The organism is Bacillus sp. FSL H8-0534 (genome assembly GCF_038005885.1).
GTDB classification, from domain to species: Bacteria; Bacillota; Bacilli; order Bacillales; family Bacillaceae_G; genus Bacillus_A; species Bacillus_A pseudomycoides.
Window position 1 is genome coordinate 1,996,810 of record NZ_JBBOUC010000001.1, and the last position, 20,176, is coordinate 2,016,985.

The window sequence follows — 20,176 nt, forward strand, 5'->3', positions numbered from 1 at the left end:
GATTACTTCCATTTGTTGAGCACTACTTCCCCAATCATTTTTCTACATATAGAAACGGGTAAAGAATACATACCAAAAGACCTCCAAGTATAGAGGTCTCTTTAATTTCTTTATAACTGATGTACGAATGATTGAGATAATCCTTTTTTACTAAAATCTCATCCACACTCCCACTCCAGATGTTCTTCTTTTAGACATAAAAACCCCCTTTGGTAAGCATAACCAAAGAGGGTGAAACTTCGTGACTTCATTTCAAAGCCACATATCAAATCGATATTCCCTTCCGCTGAAGCAACCGCAAACGATAACAATTCATCGTCACTTCTCCGAGGCGTTGCAACAATTGATAGTTTGCATATGCACCGACCGGAGCACCAATAATCGGCACAAGCTGCAGCATCTTCGCTAAATCGATATAATCGCGGTACTCTTGCTGGAATTTCTCCCAGTCCATATGATTTTCTTTCTCTGTGTCCCACGTTTCGATCGCTTTCCATATTTCCTTGCGATGATCATCACTTGAAAATGCTAATTGAAACACGTGCAGAATAAAAAGTCGCTCTTCTTCTTTACTCGTATCGAATCCATACATAGTCGCTGCATCGAATAAAAATTTAATTTTAATGCTGAGCAGGAGCGGAAAATCGGCCAGTCCTAAAAGAATACCACCAGCTCCTGTTCCGGCGCCTTCTGCTGCGGCAATCTTTTTGTACTCGTCCATTTTCTTTAACACTTCTGCATCTCTTCTTTCGAGCGACCAGTCTGTTTCTTTTAACTTCGGTTTTATAAAATTGGATCCGGCGCTAATACCTTGCACCATCTTTTTAATTGTTTCTGTTAACACATTTTGTACTTTTTCTGGAATTAGCTGTTGTACTTTCGTTTGTACCTTTTTCGAAAACCTGGTCATCATAGAAGAACTTTTCATGATTGTAAGTTTCCACTGCTGTAATTCTTTTATGACCTTCCCTTCATATTCAGTCATAAGTTCATTCCTTTCAGTTTAAACGCTCGATACGCTTTGCACCGTATTGATATACGAAAGCGATACTAAATACTATGCTAGCGGCAAGTAAAATACAAGTCATGATGATATCTTTTGTTGCGAAAGCAAAAATGATGGTAAATACAACACTGCCTATACATAGAATTGCATTTAACAGTTTCAGAAAATCCTTTTTCTTTTCTTCTGCGGTCACTGGATATAAATCAAGCCAAAGTTTTAAACGATGGTGTTTCCAAAGGCTTAATAGTTGATATCCAATTAAGTATAAAAATACGATACTCACAATAAAGCGTCCATATAAAAACGGTATAAAGTAAAGAATGACACCGCCAATCGCAAGTAAGCGAACATATAGACCAAAGTAGTTGCCAGATCTTAAAAATGTCCGTGTATACAAATATAAATATGTACGTTTTTCACCAATCATGGAAAGTACAAAATCAAGCCATTTCCGGCGTGATACTCGCTCTTTTAATGCTGGTACATCGACAAACATGTTGGCGATGCGGTACAGGCGCATCATTTTCTTTCCTTCTTCTGCAATTAAGTATTCCCAGTTTAACGGTTTTCCTTTTACCTTTTGATACATGAAAGCAAGGTATACAACCATTACAAAGAGAATTACTCCGGTGTAAATCACTGAAGTTCGCTCAACAAGGAAGTATACAAATAACCCGTTACATAAAAAGCGAACAAACCAATCCGCGCGCTGCATGCCTTGATCTGTTAAAAATGATTTTTCCCATGCTACAAATAAATTCCATGCTTTAACGAGAACAAGTGCAGCCACAATCCATATGTAAGCCCCTCCTGTTTGCTTCATCTGCTGGAAATATAGCGGAGCAAGTGCCGCCGCTACAATTGCGATTACATATAGCTGAATCATAAATGTAAAGAGAAATGCTTTTGTAAAGTATGGTTTTAATTTTTCTTCAACTGGAAGTAAATACACGAGATCCGCTTCTTTTAATAACGTTTGAATCGATCCTGCTGTTAATACAAGTCCTAATAGTACCGCCATAACTAGCGCGGTCGGAAATAAAGGAGTCAGTGTTTGCAACCATTGCTGATAATAATAGGCCCCTGCTCCAATGATAAATACGAAAATAAATTTTAAATGATCATTAAAAACATACTTACTATATGTACGAACTTCTTTTAAGAAATATTTGAACCGTTCTTTCCATAATGCTTTGCTATTCATAATCTTCTTCCTTTGTTAACGCAATATAAATATCATCTAGCGTCGCACCTGGCATGTTAAATTGTGATTGCAACTCAGATAACGTTCCTTTCGCACGAATTTCACCTTGATGTAAAATAATAAAGGAATCGCAGTAACGTTCTGCTGTCGCTAAAATATGGGTACTCATTAAAATACCAGCACCGCTCTTTTTCATCTTGTCCATCATTTGGAGTAATGATTGAATCGCTAATGGATCGAGTCCAACGAAAGGTTCATCGACAATATAAAGTGACGGTTCAACAAGAAAAGCACTCATAATCATCACTTTCTGCTTCATACCTTTTGAAAAATGAGCTGGGAACCATTTTAAACGATTCGTCATTCGAAATTCTTTTAATAATTGCCCGACGCGTTCTTCATATTGCTTCTCATCTATACCATATGCCATCGCTGTTAACTTTAAATGTTCTTCCAATGTTAACTCGTCATATAATACAGGTGTTTCAGGAATAAAAGAAAAACTAGATCGATACGCTGTCATATCTTCTCGAATTGTTTTTCCGTTAATTGTTACCGTACCTTTTTTCGGTTCCATTAAACCGATAATATGTTTAATCGTTGTACTTTTACCAGCACCATTTAAACCGATTAAACCAACAAGTTCACCTTTATTAACAGAAAATGAAACGTTTTGCAGCACCGGCCGCTTCGTATATCCTCCTGTGACATTTTCCACACGTAATAACTGTCCCATATGACACCACTTTCTTCGTTATATTCATTTGTTTTTACAAAAGCATATATTCCATCAGAATGTATACATTCATCTTACCAAAAAACAAAAGATACTACATAGTATCGAATTTCTTCAAAAAAAAAAAAATAATTTCTTTACATATCCTCTGCAAAACGGGACATCATAATTAGTGAAGAAGGAACACATTGAAAAAGCAACCACCAAGTTGATGAACATAGCCTAGCGAAATCATCATGAAATGGGGTGTCCATAATGGACAAAGAAAATTTACACGAAACCAGATAGTTTGTTTTATTTTAGAAACGGGGTGTCTCGAGGAGAGTATATACTGTTTTATAAAATAAACAAGTTCATTTCATAAAGGATTATCATTTCATTGTAAATGGGGTGTCTAAGGCAGAATACGAGCCGAATTGTCACATATTTCCTAAATAAATGAGGTGTCTGCGAACGGTAGATTATATTAAATGCTTTTTCAATCCCTCTTCAGAAAGCAGGAAGCTGAGTCAGCTTCCTGTTTTTCGTGTTTGTTCTCCTATGTAAGTATGGTAAAATACGGCTAAGACTACTTGAAAGGATGAGAATAATGAATCACACAGCCGATAATTGTATTTTTTGTAAAATCATTGAAGGACAAATCCCTTGCTCAAAAGTATATGAAGATGAACATGTGCTTGCATTTTTAGATATTAGCCAAGTGACAAAAGGACATACACTTGTCATTCCAAAGGTACATAAACAAGATATTTTTGCTTTAACGCCAGAAATCGCATCACATATTTTTTCTGTCGTTCCTAAAATCTCAAATGCGATTAAATCTGAATTTAACCCAGTCGGCTTTAACCTTTTGAATAACAACGGTGAGAAGGCTGGACAAACTGTATTCCACTTCCACCTTCATTTAATTCCACGCTACGGTGAAAACGATGGTTTTGGCGCTGTTTGGAAATCACACCAAAATGAATATACGACGGAAAATTTACAAAACATCGCAAGTACCATTGCAAATAGTGTAAAATAAGGGTAAGAATTCTCTCTATTTTGTACGAATTGTAAACCGTACTATAGAAACATATAAAATACGATTGTACATAACAAGCCTATTCCTCCAAAAGAAATGTACTGCATGGCTTGTTTCTTAGCCCAAAATGCTGGAGGATACGATCTTTTTTGCTTTATAAATAACAATAAATGCATAGCACGTACAAGAAAGAAAAGACTTACGATAAAACAAATTGTTGTCACAAGTTTCACTTTTCTCCCCCCTTGTCTTAAGCATATGCATTGTTTTATACATCATGAATACCAACAAAAAATAAGGAGGTTTCCTTTTATGTCAAAAGCTAAATCCTTTGTAACAGGTATCATTTTTGGCGGAGCTGTCGCTGGACTAGCCGTTCTTTTTTCTACTCCTTCTTCTGGTAAAGATATGCGGAGTAAACTAAAAGAAAAAGGAAATGATATAAAAAAAACGCTGGCTGATATTACTGCTGATACAAAATTATTAAAACGTCAAATTGTTGAAACAGCTTCAGAAGGTAAAGAAGTTTTTCAAGAATTGAAAGACGATATGCAGGATACGCTTTCCACATGGAAACAAGATATTTCCCAAAACAAGCTTCATATTGAACAAGAGATTTTAGACATTCAAAAATCAATTGAAAAACTGCAACAAGCAGTTCCAGAAAAAGCGTAAACAATGTTTCATTCTTAGTTTTTGCATATAACAAATATTTTTTATGACTATTTCTCTTCCCGCGACATATCACATAGATATGTCGTGTTTTTATGCATTTACAATATATGTTATCCTCTATTACGTGAAGATAACACATATAGTTATGACACCTAAAACGCTTCCACAGTTATGCATGATTTGTACAAGAATATAATTTTTCCTAAAAATTTTCACAATTCTCACAAAAAGACTTTATTAATTTTTATTTTACTGGCATAATAGATACTAATGAATAAGAATGTAAAAGTGGGTGAGTAAATGAAAAGTGGAGAAAAAGATTATTCGGTAAAAGAAGCCATGATTTTCAGTCAACGCATTGCTCAATTATCGAAGGCATTATGGAAATGCGTAGAAAAAGATTGGCAACAGTGGATTAAACCATATGATTTAAACATTAACGAACATCATATTTTATCCATTGCTTATCATTTAAAAGGGGCTTCTATTTCTGAGATTGCAAAGTTTGGCGTTATGCATGTATCAACTGCATTTAACTTTTCCAAAAAACTTGAAGAGCGCGGCTATCTTGTATTTTCAAAAAAAGAAGATGATAAACGAAATACGTATATTGAAATTACAGAAAAAGGGGAAACATTGCTGCTGCAATTAATGGAGGAGTATGACCCTGAAAATAATTCGGTCTTTAATGGCGCTCTTGCACTTCGCAATTTTTATGGTAAGTTCCCAGAAAATATCGAGTTAATCGCGATTTTAAGAAATATTTATGGACAAGATTTTATCGATATTTTTGAGAAATCACTAGAAAATATTGAGGAAAATTTTACGGAACACGATAAAAAATTAATTAAAAAATAATATTGATTATTTTTTCGCTGTCATGCGTAAAAATTCTTGCATAATTGGCTGAAATAAGCCCTGTCTATGTAGCGCTTCCGCAGTCTCGTTTACTTCGAGCTGATGTGGAAGCGCTTTTTCAAACTGATCCAAAAGAGCATCAAACAAAAGTAAGCCTTCTTGTTTTTCTACTATGTATTGTTCGTTCAATTGTTCACAAAGATTCAGTATACGTTCAATATCTTTTTTACGAGCTTTTTTCTTTATAATTAAAGAATAAAATGGACACTTATCTTCATCGATCATTTGGAAAAGAAGTTCTACATAATATTCAGCTTGCTCTAGTCGTTTTACAACGTCCATTTTTCCCCTCACTTTCTAACACAAGGTCTTCTATTTCTGAATTTTATAACACGAACAAAATATCGTATGATACAATATATAAAAGTATATGTATTTTGGCCAAAAGGAGGTATCTCCTCGTGACTCTTATAGAAATTGTTTTTGTCACATTTGCACTTATTGTTCTATTCTACACGAATTTCCTGACACATACACTGTGTGTGCGGAAACAACTATCCGAGAGCCGACAAACGAGCGCTTTTCGGGTTATTAATGTATGTATTACCATTCTATTAATTTCTAGTTATATAGAAATTATATTTCATGCAAAGTGAGGAAGGAAAGCCCCTTCCTCATTTTTTCCTCTATAAGCAAATTATACCTATAATGACTAATAAAATAAACAGTACAACCAATAAAATAAGTGATGAATTCATTCACCCATCCCCTCTCCTCTTTCCTATATATGCACATCCGCCCAAATTGGTACTCATTCCCAATCTGACAATCTTTATAAACAAATAGGTAATTTTTCTTTATCAATAGGAAAAGACGTCGAAATGTGATATATTAAATTTTGTACATATTGCTTATACTATAGAATAAAATTACCTTCAGCTAAATTTTATCCTCAGCCTCGGTAAGCCCTGTTAAGCAGGCTTTTAACTTTATAAGAAGGCGAAACCAGTGAGACTTAATCGGGCTCTTTTGGACAAGCATCATCTGAAATGAGGACGCTCTCCATTTGTGCGGGATAAATTAAAAATACATAATAGTAGGAGTGTTTATTGAATGAAGAAAGCTATGCTTGCCTTAGCAGCAACAAGTTTGATTGCTTTATCAGCATGTGGATCATCTGACAAAATTGTTACATCTAAAGCTGGTGACATTTCAAAAGAAGACCTTTACAAACAAATGAAAGACAGAGCTGGTAAACAAATTTTACGTGGTATGGTACTTGAGAAAGTACTTCTTAAAAACCATACAGTCGACGATAAAGAAGTTGACAAAAAATATGATGAATACAAAAAGCAACTTGGCGATCAATTTGACGCAGCTTTAAAACAACAAGGCTTTACAAAAGACTCATTTAAAGAAAGCGTTCGTGCTGAATTAGCGATGGACAAAGCTATTGAAAGCAGTATCACTGACAAAGAATTAAAAGAGAATTATAAACCTGAAATTAAAGCAAGTCACATCCTTGTAAAAGATGAAGCAACTGCGAAAAAAGTAAAAGAAGAACTTGGACAAGGTAAATCTTTTGAAGAATTAGCAAAACAATACTCAGAAGATAAAGGTTCTGCTGAAAAAGGCGGCGACTTAGGCTACTTCGGACCTGGTAAAATGGTAAAAGAATTTTCAGATGCTGCATATAAATTGAAAAAAGATGAAGTAAGTGAGCCTGTGAAATCACAATTCGGTTACCATATCATCAAAGTAACTGATATTAAAGAACAAAAATCATTTGAAGAAGAAAAAGCAAACATTAAAAAAGGCCTAGTTGAGAAGAAAAAACAAGATCCTCAATTCATGGCTGAGCTTCAAGACAAAGAACTTAAAAAAGCTGATGTGAAGGTTGAAGATAAAGATTTAAAAGATACCTTTGAGACTCCAAAAGCTGAAAAAGAGAAGAAATAATAAAAAAAGCTCGGCATATGCCGAGCTTTTTTTATTAGGCCGTTGAAGAGACAGGAGAATTTGTTGTAGAAGAAGTAACAGAATGGGTTAGCAGAAATTAGTAAATGAAATTTTATAGGCGCAAATCCAAATATATCGGCGTTTCGACAAAGGATATCGACTTTGCGATAAATAAAAACAAAAACAGGAGCCGTCCAGTTCCCGTTTCCCAACATTCTGTTAAAAAACCCCGAATTGTGGACAATTCGGGGTTTCGTTCGGAAAAAGGTGTATTTATTTTTATGCTAATGCAGCTGCTTGTTCTTGCTGATCTACAGGCACTACAGCGTCCGTTAATGCTTTCTCTAATTCAGCTGTGTATTTCATTTGTTCTTCTTTGCTCCAACCTAATTTTGCTGCCATATATGCAATTACTGCTTCTTTCCAATCATATACCCAGTGAATGTTGAAGAATACAGCCCCTCTGCGGCGTACGAAGAAGTCAACAGGTTTTGCTGTCATTTCATAATCCATCGCGTATACAAGCGGTACAAGCACGTCTAACGGCATGTTATATTCTTTTGCTTCTGCTTTATGTTGTTTTGCTAAGTTAAAGAGAATATCTACGTTAGATCCATAGAATTTCGCAAACTCTTCTGCTTGCTTTGCTGTTAAACCATATTTTGTTCCCTCTTGTGCTTTTTTCGCAACGAATGTTGGGAATTGTTTTGATCCACTTACATGTCCACCAGAGATTGGCATATGCTTCGTTTCACTTTTCGGATACGCACTATGTCCTTCTTTTTGTAATAATGACGTTACATAATCTACTACCATTTCAGCCATCTTACGATATCCTGTTAATTTTCCGCCCGCAATTGTGATTAAACCAGATTCAGAAGTCCAAATTTCATCTTTACGAGAAATTTCAGATGCACTCTTACCTTCTTCATAAATTAATGGGCGAACACCAGCCCAACTTGATTCAATATCTTTTTCTGTAATCTTCACAGTTGGGAACATATAGTTAATCGCATTAATGATATATGTGCGATCTTCTGTTGTCATTTGTGGTACTGCTGCGTCTTTATCATAGAACGTATCAGTTGTACCTACATATGTTTTCCCGCCACGTGGAATTGCGAAGACCATACGCTTGTCTGGTGTATCAAAGTAGATCGCTTGCCCTAGTGGGAAACGTTTTTGATCGATTACTAAGTGAACACCTTTAGATAACTGCAATACTTTTCCTCTTTTTGAATTATCTTTTTCACGTAATGTATCTACCCAAGGTCCAGCTGCGTTTACAATTTTCTTACCGTATACTTCATACACTTCTCCATCTAATAAATCGACGACACGTACACCACATACTTTTCCATCTTTATATAAGAAACCGTCTACTTTTGCATAGTTGACTGCTTTTGCACCATGTTCAATTGCTTCTTTCATAACTTCGATTGTTAAACGAGCATCATCTGTACGATACTCTACGTAATAACCGCCGCCCTTTAAGCCTTCTTGTTTTACAAGCGGTTCTTTTTTCATTGTTTCTTCGCGGCTAAACATTTTTCTACGTTCGCTGCGTTTTACACCCGCTAGGAAGTCGTATACACGAAGACCGATTGATGTACTGAATGAACCAAATGTACCGCCTTTATGGAACGGAAGTAACATCCACTCTGGTGTTGTTACATGGGGACCGTTCTCATATACGATCGCACGCTCTTTCCCAACTTCTGCTACCATTTTCACTTCAAGTTGTTTCAAATAACGTAAACCACCGTGTACAAGCTTCGTTGAACGACTTGATGTACCTGCTGCAAAGTCTTGCATTTCAAACACAATTGTTGATAAACCGCGTGTTGCTCCATCTAATGCAATACCAGAACCAGTAATACCTCCACCAATTACGATCACATCTAACTCTTGTTTATTTACTCCATTTAATACGTCTTTACGTTGTTTACTTGAAAATTTCATGGTAATTCCTCCCTTTGATAACGAAAAAAGAGACCACAAACTCCGCTATAGAATTCGCTTCTATAGCGTGTTGTGGTCTCTCCAAATCTCCTACCGAATTATTAACTTATCATCATTATAACACTGTTTATAATTATTTAAAAGCTTTTGTTGCTTCAATTGCTTTTTTCCAACCAGCATATAGCTCTTCACTTGTTTCCGCTTCCATTGCTGGTGCAAAGCGCTTGTCCATATTCCACTGCGCCTTAATTTCGTCTTGGTTTTCCCAATATCCAACTGCAAGACCTGCTAAATATGCTGCACCTAAAGCCGTTGTTTCATTCACTTCTGGACGCTCTACTGGAACATCTAACATATCACTTTGGAATTGCATTAAGAAGTTATTCTTAACTGCTCCTCCATCAACGCGTAATGTTTTCAGTTCAATACCTGAATCTGCTTCCATAGCACATAATACATCTTTTGTTTGATATGCTAATGATTCTAGCGTTGCACGGATAAAGTGTTCTTTCGTTGTTCCGCGTGTTACGCCAAATACCGCTCCGCGTACTTCACTATCCCAATATGGTGTTCCAAGCCCTACGAATGCTGGAACAACGTAAACGCCATCTGTTGATTCAACGCGAGATGCGTATTCTTCGCTCTCACTTGCATCTTTAAACATACGCATGCCGTCACGTAACCACTGGATTGCAGAACCTGCTACGAAAATACTTCCTTCTAATGCATATTCAACTTTACCATTTAAACCCCATGCAATTGTTGTTAATAGGCCATGCTCAGACGCAACTGCTTTTTCACCTGTATTCATTAACATGAAGCAACCAGTTCCGTATGTATTCTTCGCCATACCTTCACCGAAGCAAGCTTGTCCAAATAACGCTGCTTGTTGGTCACCTGCGATACCTGCGATTGGTATATTTTGGTTAAAGAAATGATAATCAACTGTATGGGCATATACTTCAGAAGATTGACGTACTTCTGGAAGCATGCTTTTCGGCACTTCTAACATGTCTAGAAGCTCATCATCCCACTGCAGGTCGTGAATATTAAACATTAATGTACGTGATGCGTTTGAATAGTCTGTTACGTGCGCTTTACCACCAGACAATTTCCATACAAGCCATGTATCAATTGTACCGAATAATAATTCACCGCGTTCTGCTTTTTCTCTTGCACCTTCAACGTTATCTAAAATCCATTTTACTTTCGTACCTGAGAAATATGCATCAATTAAAAGTCCTGTTTTTTCGCGAACCATATCGCTATAGCCTTTTTCTTTTAACTCTTCACAAATTTCAGCTGTTTGGCGAGATTGCCATACGATTGCGTTATAAACTGGTTTACCAGTTTCTTTATCCCATACAACCGCTGTTTCACGTTGGTTTGTAATTCCGATACCAGCGATTTGCTCTGGCTTTACGTCCGCTTCACTTAAACAAGTTGCAATAACCGCTAAAATTGATCCCCAAATTTCTTGTGCATTATGCTCTACCCAACCTGGCTTTGGAAAATGTTGTGTAAATTCTTTTTGAGCTGAATGAACAATTTTACCTTCTTTATTAAAAAGGATTGCACGTGAGCTTGTTGTTCCTTGGTCTAATGAAAGAATGTATTTTTTCATAATCGGTTCCCCCTTATGCTACTTTTCTACTATTTGTATTGTTTTCGCTCTTTTTACTTGTCATATAAGAGATTGCTAGTACAATCACAGTTGCAATTATCACATAAATAAATGCTGCATTTTGTTTTCCTTCAAATACAACTTGATGGAATAAACCTGCAAGTGATCCACCTAAAATCGGTCCTACTACCGGAATCCATGCATATTTCCAGTTCGATCCACCTTTACCCGGAATCGGTAAGAAGAAGTGGGCAATACGAGGTCCTAAATCACGAGCTGGGTTAATTGCGTAACCTGTTGTTCCACCTAATGATAAACCAATACTTACGATTAAGAAACCTACGACGAATGGATTTAAACCATCCGCAAATTTATTTGCACCAATTGCTAATATACCAAATACTAAAACGAATGTTCCAATCATTTCACTTAAAAGGTTTGCAAATGTATTCGGAATTGCTGGTCCTGTTGCAAAAACGCCTAATTTTGTACCTGGGTCTTCTGTTTCTTTCCAATGAGGTAAGTAATGTAAATATACGATAATTGCACCGATGATTGCACCAATCATTTGCGCTGCGATATAACCTGGTACATCATTCCATGGAAGCGCTCCCTTAAAAGCAAGTCCAATTGTTACTGCTGGATTTAAATGTGCCCCACTAATCGATCCTACTGCATATGCTGCGATGGCAACCGCTAAGCCCCAGCCCATCGTAATAACAATCCAACCAGAATCCTTAGCAAACGACTTCTTTAAACTTACGCCTGCACAAACGCCGCCACCAAGAACGATTAACAACGCTGTCCCTATTAACTCCCCTAAAAATGCTGACATAAAATCCCTCCACAATCAATTTAAATAATTCCAATGTGATAGAGGTAAAATGAATGGCCATTCGTTTTTTTTCAAAAGAAAAAGATCCACACCTGGCATGCTTCTATATAAAAAATATAGAAACAATGAAATGTGGATCTCTTCTTTTCTCCGTCACGTTTATTAACTTATCTATAATGTTAACCTTAAATGAAAGCGGTGTCAATACATTCTTTTCACATTTTCGACACTTTTTATTTTTCTCAACATACAAGCCACTGTTACGAGAAAAAAGCGGTCTTTCACTCACTTTCTCCCTTTGTTTGTACAAGGCATAAGGCGAAATTAGGTACTGACCGCTTCTTTACACAGGCGGATCCTCTTTCCCGCCTAAAAGAAAGCTTTTATTTCGGTTTTCCCACATATAAATCGCGGCTTTGTAAACAAAAGCGGTCTTCCACTCATTTTCTCTCTTTGTTTTCATACGGCATGGGACGAAAATGGGTACTGACCGCTTCTATGCTCAGACGGATCCTCTCTCCGCCTAAAAGAAAGCTTTTTCTATCTTTGGTAATGTTTCCAGAGTTCTTTTTTCGACGTTGTAATCGCCGTCGCACCAGCGGATAACGCTCTTTCTACATCATCAACCGTACGAATAAATCCGCCTGCTAAAATCGGTACGCCCGTCCGTTCTTTCACCTCAGCAATCACACCTGTTAAAGCTCCGGGAAGCACCTCAATATAATCCGGCTTTGTTTTCTCTAAAAGATTACAACTCTTTTCCATCGCACTCGAATCAATTAAAAAGATACGTTGAATCGCGACAACACCCTTTTGCTTCGCCTTCATAATTACACTTGCCTTTGTCGACAATAGTCCATATGGCTTATACTCTTGGCATAAAAACTCTGTCGCATGGCCATCGCTTTGCAAACCGTGAATTAAATCGACATGTAAAAATACCTTTTTACAATGCTGCTTCGCAAGTGCAACAACACTTTTCAATTGACCGATATGAATGTCTAAAATAACAATATACTCATAAGAACTATATAGTAACTTTTCTAAATCTTTTATTTGCCGAACAGCTGGCAAAATATTTTGTTCATGAAATTCCATTCAAAAAGTCCCCTTCTTTACGTCTTCCTACCTTTTATAGTACACAATTTAAGCGAAAAGAAAAGCTAGCAAGAGAAATTTTTAATTCTCATTCTTGTCGCATTGTGTTGAACAGTCGATATCCTATGTCCAATTGCCGATATATGACGAGAAACGGTCGATATATCTTAAAAATCGCCAATATAATGATGGCGCAAAAAAAGAGTGAATAACCGATTAGTTACTCACTCTTTACTAGGATTAAAGCAACACAGAATCCTTATCACTCTCTTGATTACGTCTCTCGCGTTCTTCTTCTAAACGCTTCATATATACTTCGCCTTCTTTTTCAATAAACTCATTATCCATATCTTGCTCTTTTTTCGAAGTATATAAAACCATGTAACCACTTACGACAATCCCGATAATAACAAGATAAATCCACCATGGTAAAGTTTCCACTCTTCGCCCTTCCTTTCCTGAGACAAGCCTTGTTAGTTTCACTATATGAAGGTAGGACAAGAGTTATGACAATTTCTTTTTCAAACAAGTAAAGCAGTACTCCCATCTACAATCACCGTAGATAGAAGTACTGTCTTTAAAATTCTATCGATGAATCCAAACTGCACCTGCAGACTTGTCTTCAGCTTGTCCTACTACCTCAAACTTCAATCCTAGTTTCGGCAACTTACGTCCTGCATCTGGAATGATGCTGTTGATATACTGCTTAGAATCATCAAATTTCGCAACGCCTGGTAATCCTTTATAGTCAAAGATACCGCGAGTTGGCGAATCTACTTTCCATGCTGGCGTTTGATCAAATGAGAATGCAGCATCGGCAATTTGATAACGCGTACTGCTCTTCACAGTCGGTTGTCCGTTTAATGTCCCTACGATTGCCTCTGGATGAGAATCTACTACGCCTAAGAACCCTTCACCTGGATGAACGCCTACCCAGTTATCTGTAAAGCTTTGATCCGCATACCATACAACCATTCCTGTATTAAAGACTGGGCCACGTGCATGTTGTAACGCCATGTCAGAACCAGCGTAATTTCTCCACTCTACATAGTAGTTATGTTTTTTCTGTTCAAATCCGTTAGACACAGTAAATCCTTTTAACGTCATTGCAGGTTGTCCTTCTGCATCATCAGAGAAAACAACTTTGCCATCTACAGTTAATGCTGCATTATCTAATGCAAATCCTTTATAAGCTACTGCAATATCTGTTAAATACTCAAATTGCAGTTTTACTTTTTTCCCTTTGAATTGGCTTAAATCGTATGATTTATCAACCCACTTACCATCAGTTGTATCCATACCGCCTTTTACGTCTTTTTCGCCCATTCTATCAATACGTGTCTTCGTTCCATCTTCTGCAATAGCGTACACGTCAAGGAAATCATACTTCGCTTCAAGCTCATAGAATGCCTTATAATCAAACTTAGCATCCGTTGCATTTGTTAAATCAAATACTGGTGTCTCAAGTGTTGTATGAATGTCATTTCCTTTTGTACTGTAATAAAACTTCGTACCAAATGCCGATTCGATATTTTTTATATCTTTGTCCGGCAAGTTAACGCGAACGATTCCTGGCCGTTTTGATTTCGTAACACTTTGATCTAAATATGTTGCAGCACCGATTCCCGTGCCAAGTTTATCATAATCTACCTCAACGATATTCGCCCAGTTACCCTTCATATTCTTTTGGAAAAACTCTTTATTTTGTGGTGAAAAACTTGTTGGCTCTGTTCCTGCAATCTTTCCAGCCCAGCTGCCGCCGCTCATAATAGACCAAGATTCAACTGGTTCACCTTGTCCAGTGTACTTTGTATCGTACTCATCCGGTAAGCCTAAATCATGACCGTACTCATGGGCAAACACACCTACTGCTCCATCTTCAGGCTCGATTGTATAATCGTATGCAGCCATCTTTCCGCCCCAATTCGGAACAGAAGCTTGTGTTCCATCAATTGCATATGGTTTTGATCCAAGTTTTGAACGGTGAGACCAAATCGCATCATCTTTCAATTTACCGCCGCCAGCTTCTTGACCCACGCCAGCATGAACAACCATTAAATGATCAATAATGCCATCTGGCTCATTTTTATTACCATCTCCATCTTGATCGTACTGATCAAATTGGTCAAAATCAGCTAAGTTAATCCCTTTTGCTACTGCTGCTTTTAATGCTTCCTTCACAAAATCACGCGGTCCTAAAGGTCCTTTATTATCATGACCGGTACCAGCATCTGCACCATAATCAGAAGCTTTTCCTGGAACAGTAAGCCACTCCGTTACAGTTCCATCAACTGTGTAGCTACCACCTGATTGCTCTTCATAATATTGCTTGAATGTGTTAATTTTTGACCCATCAAATAGCGTAAATGGCTCATCACCAAATAACATTTTTTGATAATGCTCACGATTAAAGTCCTTAGAATACATATATCCTGGCGCTTGATCAATATTATTATGTTTAAAATCGCTAAATTCTACGAGTAAAACAAGCACTTTATCTTTTCGAACAGTTCCATTGTACTCTTCTTGCTTTGCTGGTGTAGTAGGTACTTTTCCATTTAATTTTCTAGGATTCAATCCTGCATCTTGTCCAGCTACTGGTCCTGCTGTTGGCTGCTGCGCCTGTTCATTTTCCTTCATTTTTGCATCTTTTACTTTTTTCATAAAATCAGAAGCTTCTTGCGTAAGACTATCTTCTGTAATGATTTCTTTCCCAGGGTTTTCCCCTTTCTTTTTCTCAACATACTTTTCAACAGCCTTTGACGTCTCAGCTTGTGATGCAGATTGATCAATGACTCCCCGTTCTTTTAATGCTTCTGCCAAACGCTCATCCGGTATTAAATGCTCATCTATTGGTAGAGATAATGATGGTGTTTCAGCATATGCTGCTTGACTTCCAAATGCAAAAGTACTACTTAGCACTGCCGCTGTTGCTAATACTGATAAAGGTTTTAACTTCTTATTCTTTTTCAATGCATTTCCTCCCCGTTGTTTGCGAACTATCGTTTTTTTGTCGATAACAACATAATATTCGTATTATGACGAATATTCAATATTTTTCAACAAATAAAATGTTGAGAAATATTTTTTTATGCAGGGTGAAATACATAAGATAGCAAAATAAAAAGGTTCTGCCCTAAATAGCAGAACCTTTGTTTGAATCATCTTCTTAATTATGAAAGAAGGAACGGGTAATTTTATTCATTGATGGATACAGCATGCTTTTCAAAAAAAGCTTGGACATATTTCATAAACTCTTCCGGCTCTTGACGGAACGGAGCATGATACCCTTTTTCAATAATATGGAATGTACTATTTTTAAATAGTTGATGATATGCTTCACCATTTTTCCATGAAACGCTTTTATCATTTCTGCCCCAAATGATTAAGGTCGGCACCTTGATTTCATTCGCATCCATCGCTAATCGATGTTCTCTCATCTTACTTAATTCACTATAATGCTCTTTATCATCTCTTCTATTTTTCACCGCATTTTTATCATAATCCGTAATGGTAGATACCGTATTTAAATCAACCGATAAATTCGGCTTTTGGAAACCTTCTTTTTGCTGGAAGGATTCTATTCCTGTCGAGTCCGCTAAAATAAGGTGCGTAATCGCCTCAGGATATAGGTATGTTAAATTAAGAGAAATCTCTCCCCCCATTGAATGACCAAGCACCGCAAACTTATCATAGCCTAATTTTTTCATTAACTTATAATATATATTTGCTTGCGCTGGAAATGAATACTGAAAATCCATTGGCTTCGAAGAACGACCAAATCCTAAAATATCAACTGCAATGATCGTATGATCTTTCGCTAATTCTGGATAAATATCACGAAATCCATCAGAAGAACCTCCAAAGCCATGAAGCATAAGAAGCGGCGGTTGTCCTTCACCAATTTGTTTAAAATATATTGTTTGCCCATCAATTTCTGCCATTTTTTCTGTTGTGTTCAATTTTGTTGCAACAGTATTTTTTACTTCTTCTACTTTTGCTGTCGGTTTCTCAACGATATTACAAATCACTAATACGACAAGAACAAGGCAGCTAATTACATAGAACTTTAATCGTTTCAAATTTATTGTCTCCTTTCCGCTACTTTAAATCATGAAAAAATACACTTAACATAAGCTTTCACTTTTTGTCATTATTTTATAGCCGATACAGTCGTAACCATTTAGGTTACAACTGTATCAAAAAAATATGCTTTCTCTCTAAGTAAGAATGCATTGGGATATTTCTTGTATTTGATTATTTTCGTACTGTTCAACTCTCTTGTAATCATTATAGTTACAAACAAAAAGTAGGTCAATCATTTTTCAAAAGTTTTATATACTTATAGAAATGAAGGATAAAGAAGACAAATAAAAGAAGAACGCCTTTTAGTGAGGGTAAACGTTCTTCTTTTTGTTATAGGTCTACATGAGTATTCATTATAGGTGTTCGTGGTCTATTCTGAAGCACTTATACCGGTGTTTCCATCAGTATATGAATAGGTAGATGTATCGCTAACGCTATATGCTAAATCAGGCTTTGATATGAAATGGTCTGCGTGAGTAGCTTGTTGTGTTTCAGCAAAATGATTTAATCCAAGGGAAAGAATTCCGATAACAGATAAACCAACAGTAATAACACCCAATTTTTTCATTATTTTAACGCTCCTCTACTTAATAATTTTTGTTTCGCTTCATAACAGATATTAAAATAATCACTTACTTTTTCATGATTATTCAATTTACGAAATTCGACAGCTAACAACTCACCATATTCTTCAACATAATCCCATAATCCTTGTTTTTCGAAGTAAAATAGTCCTTCTTTTATCTCTTTTTCCACTAAATCCATTGAACATCTTTCATTTAGTCTTTTCAAAATGTTGAAGTGATACATATATTCTTTGTTTCCTACTGCAGAACAAATATTTAAACCGTTTTCAATTAATTTTTGTGCAATATTTATTTCACCTAATTTATAATGTTCCCTTGCTTGTAGGAAAATGGCTTTGATATGATTAGGAAGTTTCTCTGTTACTTCTGATAAATGACGAATAGCTAAAGTGGATAGATTTTGGGTAGCATACAATAAACCTAGATTATGTCTAACTATTAAAATTAGCTTATCTTCTTTAGCTTTCTGTAAAATGTCAATTGCACGATTTAAATGTTCTTCGGCTTGTTCAAATTGTTTTAAAAATATACAAGCTGTCCCTATAATATTTTCACAGGATGCAACTTTGACTTCATATCCTTCTTGATTTAAAAATATCACTTTCGCTTTATTTATATATTCAATAGAAGATAGCATTTTGTAAGTATGGTGATACAATACAGCAAAGTGTTGATGAAATTCAGCTTGTTCTATCGGATTAGAAACTTGCTTTAATAATTCTTTAGCTTTCTCAAAATGTATTTCAGATTCTTTGTAATTCGAAATGAACATTAGATGAATACCTTTAAAGAGATGATAATAATGTGTTAAAAGCAGATCATTCGGAAGAGACAAGGAATCAATTTTATCGAAGCTATTGCTTGTAATACTTAAACGATCTGCTAACACTTGATAGCGAAAATCTAATAATGAATAATAAAACAATATGTTTTGATCTTCTTCCATATGATTAATTTTTGATTCAATTTCCTCTTTCAATCGTGTCGCTTTCTCTACTTGTTGTTGCAGCATTGACTGATACCAAGCGTCTAATGAATGCTTAATCTGTTCTTTCGTTACTACATGTGCACTCATAGAAATTCATCCCCCTCGTTTACAACTGTAATTATCTAAATATTATCACTTTTCCACAAATTGTATATCCCTCTAAATATATAAATAACTTGAGAAATAATTATCAGAATATTCAACTCAAAAGACACAATTAAAATCCACCTCATAAAAAATAGCTTTCATATCCTTATTGCGGGTAGTACCAGCGAAACTGTCACTACCCGCAATAAGGATATGAATTAAGAATGCACTGATTCCTCTAGATATGATCTCTCTTCAATTTGAATTCGTTCCATCATATCCAATTTAAAGGTCCCGTAAGGATTTATATGGCTATAGATGAGTATTTCTTGCAACATGGCTACATCTTTTGTTTATAAAACCAATAGCTGAAGGTTTTGCGCATAGTGTGCGTACCAATGGATTCTACATCGGTAAAATCTCCAGCTTTTTGTAATTGTCGGTACGCTTGGATTTGGCTAATGGGTTGATATCCTTTTCGAGAAGGAAATAAGCAGGTACTTTCTAGGGTTTGGGTATAGGAATAGACTTCATCCAAAATAGAAGTGAGATTAATCATGCGCTCTTTTTTCGTTTTTGTAGTAAAAATAAAAAGAACTTGTAAAAAAATACAAGTTCTTTTTAAAATAATGTAAACTGAAGGGTAAAACAAACTATCTTATCAAAAAAACTAGGGATCACTATTTCTTAAGACTACTAGGACCTCTTTATTATATAACAAATATTAACATGCAAAGTTTATAGTTTTGAAAATTATGTGAATTAAGATAACAGATCAATTTATTCCATATATAAAGTTACGTTAAATTCGTGGGGTTTAACCCCACCTTTCCTCCATTGTATGAAGAAATTCGGTAAGTATGGATATGTTGCCGAGCCGAACATACCAAAAACAAAGGGTAATACATTTATGTTTGATATCCGCTTTATTAAAATATTTTCCGTATAGGAAGTGAATAAGCTTCCTATACGGAAAATATTACATATTAATACTTTAGGAGATTTTAAAAATAAAGAGGTGATTTTTAAATGTATAATGAGTCAATATATTTTCCTTATATAAATTATAATCAATACTTCGATCGTCAATTCCCTGGTCCTCCGATTCCAAGTATACCGGGAATGCCAAGTTTTCCGGGTGCACCAGGACAGCAAAGTTCACAAGCTCCAACATCTCCTCCTCCATCATTTATTCCTCAACAATCAACTGCTTCACCATTTGCTGTTGATCCAGGGGCAATTTCATTCTGTTTATTTCGAAATACCTATATATGGCTTACAAATGGTGAACAGTTTTGGTATTATCCGATTTTTGTAGGACGAAGATCTGTTACTGGTTTTAGATGGAACGGTAGGTTTTGGGTGATTTTTGGAATTGATACAAGAAGGATTAGTTCATTTACATGTTTTTAAAAATTATAGAGTAACGATAAAAGTTTAATTATAT

21 protein-coding genes and 1 pseudogene are annotated in these 20,176 nt (G+C 35.9%); 6 read left to right on the forward strand and 16 right to left on the reverse strand.

Annotation, left to right across the window (positions count from 1 at the left end; genetic code table 11):
- Positions 1-265 precede the first annotated feature (265 nt).
- From MHH71_RS10375 to ecsA, 3 genes are read right to left on the reverse strand one after another with little or no spacing between them, the layout of a single operon-like run.
- Positions 266-985: an EcsC family protein gene (locus MHH71_RS10375; RefSeq protein WP_003195743.1), complete on the reverse strand. Its 720-nt coding sequence runs from the start codon at positions 983-985 to the stop codon at positions 266-268.
- Between the two features lie 13 nt (positions 986-998).
- The gene (locus MHH71_RS10380; RefSeq protein WP_033798699.1) at positions 999-2,210 is read right to left on the reverse strand and encodes an ABC transporter permease; all 1,212 of its coding nucleotides are present in this window, start codon (positions 2,208-2,210) and stop codon (positions 999-1,001) included.
- Positions 2,203-2,946, reverse strand: coding sequence for an ABC transporter ATP-binding protein EcsA (ecsA, locus tag MHH71_RS10385; RefSeq protein WP_003195739.1), 744 nt, complete (start codon positions 2,944-2,946; stop codon positions 2,203-2,205). The genes MHH71_RS10380 and ecsA overlap by 8 nt, the downstream gene beginning before the upstream one ends.
- A 589-nt stretch (positions 2,947-3,535) precedes the next feature.
- Between ecsA and MHH71_RS10390 the strand changes: the two genes are divergently transcribed.
- A complete protein-coding gene (locus tag MHH71_RS10390; RefSeq protein WP_003195737.1) occupies positions 3,536-3,970 on the forward strand; it encodes an HIT family protein in 435 nt (144 codons plus the stop codon).
- A 41-nt stretch (positions 3,971-4,011) separates the two neighbouring features.
- Here MHH71_RS10390 and MHH71_RS10395 read toward each other — a convergent pair whose 3' ends face one another.
- Entirely contained in the window at positions 4,012-4,203 is a 192-nt protein-coding gene (locus tag MHH71_RS10395) for a hypothetical protein (RefSeq protein WP_003195735.1), read from the reverse strand.
- Positions 4,204-4,282: 79 nt separating this feature from the next.
- Between MHH71_RS10395 and MHH71_RS10400 the strand changes: the two genes are divergently transcribed.
- Positions 4,283-4,645, forward strand: coding sequence for a YtxH domain-containing protein (locus MHH71_RS10400; RefSeq protein ID WP_006093849.1), 363 nt, complete (start codon positions 4,283-4,285; stop codon positions 4,643-4,645).
- Between the two features lie 300 nt (positions 4,646-4,945).
- The gene (locus tag MHH71_RS10405; RefSeq protein WP_006093848.1) at positions 4,946-5,503 is read left to right on the forward strand and encodes an HTH-type transcriptional regulator Hpr; all 558 of its coding nucleotides are present in this window, start codon (positions 4,946-4,948) and stop codon (positions 5,501-5,503) included.
- Positions 5,504-5,509: 6 nt separating this feature from the next.
- Here the strand turns inward: MHH71_RS10405 and MHH71_RS10410 are convergent, their stop codons facing one another.
- Positions 5,510-5,845 carry a DUF1878 family protein gene (locus tag MHH71_RS10410; RefSeq protein ID WP_006093847.1) on the reverse strand — a complete coding sequence of 112 codons (336 nt, stop codon included), beginning with the start codon at positions 5,843-5,845 and terminating at the stop codon, positions 5,510-5,512.
- Positions 5,846-5,964: 119 nt separating this feature from the next.
- On the opposite strand from MHH71_RS10410, the gene MHH71_RS10415 reads away from it, so the two are divergent.
- Entirely contained in the window at positions 5,965-6,159 is a 195-nt protein-coding gene (locus MHH71_RS10415) for a hypothetical protein (protein WP_018766633.1), read from the forward strand.
- Positions 6,160-6,189: 30 nt separating this feature from the next.
- Here the strand turns inward: MHH71_RS10415 and MHH71_RS30565 are convergent, their stop codons facing one another.
- Positions 6,190-6,261: a YjcZ family sporulation protein gene (locus MHH71_RS30565; RefSeq protein ID WP_224796251.1), complete on the reverse strand. Its 72-nt coding sequence runs from the start codon at positions 6,259-6,261 to the stop codon at positions 6,190-6,192.
- A gap of 355 nt (positions 6,262-6,616) precedes the next feature.
- Between MHH71_RS30565 and prsA the strand changes: the two genes are divergently transcribed.
- Positions 6,617-7,462, forward strand: a complete 846-nt coding sequence (gene prsA, locus MHH71_RS10425) for a peptidylprolyl isomerase PrsA (RefSeq protein ID WP_006093846.1) — start codon at positions 6,617-6,619, stop codon at positions 7,460-7,462.
- Between the two features lie 279 nt (positions 7,463-7,741).
- Here the strand turns inward: prsA and glpD are convergent, their stop codons facing one another.
- The 10 genes and pseudogenes from glpD to MHH71_RS10475 all read right to left on the reverse strand — a co-directional run.
- A complete protein-coding gene (gene glpD, locus MHH71_RS10430; RefSeq protein WP_006093845.1) occupies positions 7,742-9,424 on the reverse strand; it encodes an aerobic glycerol-3-phosphate dehydrogenase in 1,683 nt (560 codons plus the stop codon).
- A 133-nt stretch (positions 9,425-9,557) separates the two neighbouring features.
- The gene (gene glpK / locus MHH71_RS10435; RefSeq protein ID WP_006093843.1) at positions 9,558-11,048 is read right to left on the reverse strand and encodes a glycerol kinase GlpK; all 1,491 of its coding nucleotides are present in this window, start codon (positions 11,046-11,048) and stop codon (positions 9,558-9,560) included.
- A gap of 13 nt (positions 11,049-11,061) precedes the next feature.
- Complete coding sequence (gene glpF / locus MHH71_RS10440; RefSeq protein WP_006093841.1) at positions 11,062-11,883, reverse strand: glycerol uptake facilitator protein GlpF; 822 nt, start codon at positions 11,881-11,883, stop codon at positions 11,062-11,064.
- Between the two features lie 540 nt (positions 11,884-12,423).
- On the reverse strand, positions 12,424-12,981 hold the full coding sequence (locus MHH71_RS10445; RefSeq protein WP_006093839.1) for a glycerol-3-phosphate responsive antiterminator: 558 nt from the start codon (positions 12,979-12,981) through the stop codon (positions 12,424-12,426).
- Between the two features lie 240 nt (positions 12,982-13,221).
- Positions 13,222-13,422 (reverse strand): sporulation YhaL family protein, encoded by a 201-nt coding sequence (locus tag MHH71_RS10450; RefSeq protein WP_003195714.1) that lies wholly within the window; start codon positions 13,420-13,422, stop codon positions 13,222-13,224.
- Positions 13,423-13,566: 144 nt separating this feature from the next.
- Positions 13,567-15,954, reverse strand: a complete 2,388-nt coding sequence (locus MHH71_RS10455) for an immune inhibitor A domain-containing protein (protein WP_006093836.1) — start codon at positions 15,952-15,954, stop codon at positions 13,567-13,569.
- A 224-nt stretch (positions 15,955-16,178) separates the two neighbouring features.
- Entirely contained in the window at positions 16,179-17,063 is an 885-nt protein-coding gene (locus tag MHH71_RS10460) for an alpha/beta fold hydrolase (RefSeq protein ID WP_033798698.1), read from the reverse strand.
- A gap of 374 nt (positions 17,064-17,437) precedes the next feature.
- Complete coding sequence (locus MHH71_RS10465) at positions 17,438-17,635, reverse strand: Phr family secreted Rap phosphatase inhibitor (RefSeq protein WP_006093830.1); 198 nt, start codon at positions 17,633-17,635, stop codon at positions 17,438-17,440.
- The gene (locus MHH71_RS10470) at positions 17,635-18,729 is read right to left on the reverse strand and encodes a Rap family tetratricopeptide repeat protein (protein ID WP_006093828.1); all 1,095 of its coding nucleotides are present in this window, start codon (positions 18,727-18,729) and stop codon (positions 17,635-17,637) included. Before MHH71_RS10470 ends, MHH71_RS10465 begins: the two co-directional genes overlap by 1 nt.
- Before the next feature lie 218 nt (positions 18,730-18,947).
- A pseudogene (locus MHH71_RS10475) lies at positions 18,948-19,306 on the reverse strand (tyrosine-type recombinase/integrase); the annotation flags it as partial.
- A gap of 452 nt (positions 19,307-19,758) precedes the next feature.
- On the opposite strand from MHH71_RS10475, the gene MHH71_RS10480 reads away from it, so the two are divergent.
- Positions 19,759-20,142, forward strand: a complete 384-nt coding sequence (locus tag MHH71_RS10480) for a hypothetical protein (protein ID WP_006093826.1) — start codon at positions 19,759-19,761, stop codon at positions 20,140-20,142.
- Positions 20,143-20,176 lie beyond the last annotated feature (34 nt).